We start from the raw sequence: 1,663 nt of genomic DNA on the forward strand, positions 1-1,663 counted from the left end.
TGGCCGCGCCCAGCAGCATCGGACCAATCGCGATGTTGTTGCCCGCGGCCGTCTTCAGCAGGTTGTACGAGATGTTGGCCGCGTCGATGTTCGGCAGCACCAGCAGGTTCGCGTCGCCTTCGAGCGTCGAGTCGGGCATCACTTCGCGGCGCAGATTCGCGTCGAGCGCGATGTCGCCGTGCATTTCACCGTCCACGTGCAGGTCCGGTGCGCGTTCGCGCAGGATCGCCAGCGTGTCGCGCATCTTCTGCGCGGTCGGCGCGTTGCTCGTGCCGAAGTTCGAATGCGACAGCAGCGCGATCTTCGGCTCGATACCGAAACGGCGCACTTCCTCAGCCGCCATGATCGTGATTTCCGCCAGTTGCTCCGGCGTCGGATCGACGTTCACGTGCGTATCCACCAGGAAAATCTGCCGGTTCGGCAGCACCAGCGCATTCATCGCCGCGTAGACCTTCGCGCCTTCCTTCTTGCCGATCACCTGATCGATGAAGTGCAGGTGGCGATGCGTGGTCGACACCGTGCCGCAGATCATGCCGTCCGCTTCGCCCTTTTCCACCAGCATCGCGCCGATCAGCGTGGTGCGGCGGCGCATTTCGAGCTTCGCCATCTGCGCGCTGATGCCCTTGCGCGACATCATCTTGTGATATTCCTGCCAGAAGTCGCGATAGCGCTCGTCATGGTCGGTGTTCACGACCGTGTAGTCCTGACCCGCGACCAGACGCAGGCCGTAGCGCGCAATGCGCTGCTCGATCACCGCCGGCCGGCCGATCAGGATCGGCCTGGCGAGCTTCTCGTCGACGATGATCTGCATCGCGCGCAGCACGCGCTCCTCTTCGCCTTCCGCGAATACGATGCGCTTCTTCTCCGGCTCAACGCCGCGCGCAAGCTGGAAGATCGGCTTCATGGTCGTGCCGCTGTGATACACGAACTGCTGCAGATGCTGTTCGTAGGCTTCCATGTCCTCGATCGCACGCTCGGCGACGCCCGAATCCATCGCGGCCTTCGCCACGGCCGGCGCGACCTTGACGATCAGGCGCGGATCGAACGGCTTCGGAATCAGGTATTCCGGGCCGAACGAGAGATCCTGAATGCCATACGCCGTCGCGACGATATCGCTCTGCTCCTGGCGCGCGAGTTCGGCGATCGCGTTGACCGCGGCGATTTCCATTTCCCGCGTGACCGTGGTCGCGCCCGCATCCAGCGCGCCGCGGAACAGGAACGGGAACACCAGCACGTTGTTCACCTGGTTCGGGTAGTCGGTGCGCCCCGTGCACAGCACGGCGTCCGGACGCACTTCCAGCGCCAGTTCCGGCAGGATTTCCGGCGTCGGATTGGCCAGCGCCAGAATCAGCGGCTTGTCCGCCATCTGCCTGACCATGTCCTGCTTGAGCACGCCGCCCGCCGACAGCCCCAGGAAAACGTCCGCGCCGCCGATGGCTTCGGCCAGCGTGCGGGCATCGGTTTCACGCGCGAAGCGCTCCTTGTCCGGGTCCATCAGTTCGACGCGGCCCTTGTAGACCACGCCGGCCAGATCGGTGACGGTGATGTTCTCGAGCGGCAGGCCGATGTCGACCAGCAGGTCCAGACAGGCCAGCGCCGCGGCGCCCGCGCCCGAGGACACCAGCTTGACCTCCTTGATGTCCTTGCCGACCACCTTCAGACC

The 1,663-nt window shown here is 64.8% G+C and carries 1 protein-coding gene; it reads right to left on the bottom strand.

Annotation, left to right across the window (positions count from 1 at the left end):
• Positions 1 to 1,663: phosphate acyltransferase (locus P0D80_RS49980; protein ID WP_408296106.1), on the bottom strand; the 1,663-nt coding region annotated here is incomplete at both ends.

It is taken from the genome of Paraburkholderia sp. RL17-373-BIF-A (assembly GCF_046030175.1).
Classification (GTDB): Bacteria; Pseudomonadota; Gammaproteobacteria; order Burkholderiales; family Burkholderiaceae; genus Paraburkholderia.